Raw genomic sequence first — 277 nt, forward strand, 5'->3', positions numbered from 1 at the left:
GCTTCCAGCCCCGCCTTTTGTGCAGCCTCTTCGAGCGTTTCCCCTCGAAAGACGTAGTCGGGAACACGGCCTTCATCAATGCTTCGCCACAGATAGGCATCGTTCGGACGCATCTTCATCTGCCGACGCCTCATTTCCTCGTCAAAGAGGATGTACGTGCCGAAACCGGGCTCGAGAAGCGCCGCAGTACCGAGATCCTTGTACGGCAAAGACTCATTCACGAAGCGCTCGCCTTTTTGGTTCAAGATGATGCCGCCGGCGTAATAAACAAGCGTAA

General features: G+C 55.2%; 1 pseudogene. It reads right to left on the reverse strand.

The features are described from left to right. A pseudogene (locus H6A60_RS13100) lies at positions 1–221 on the reverse strand (FAD-dependent oxidoreductase); the annotation flags it as partial. Positions 222–277 lie beyond the last annotated feature (56 nt).

Origin of the sequence: Sutterella massiliensis, assembly GCF_016899755.1 — a bacterium.
Classification (GTDB): domain Bacteria; phylum Pseudomonadota; class Gammaproteobacteria; order Burkholderiales; family Burkholderiaceae_F; genus Sutterella; species Sutterella massiliensis.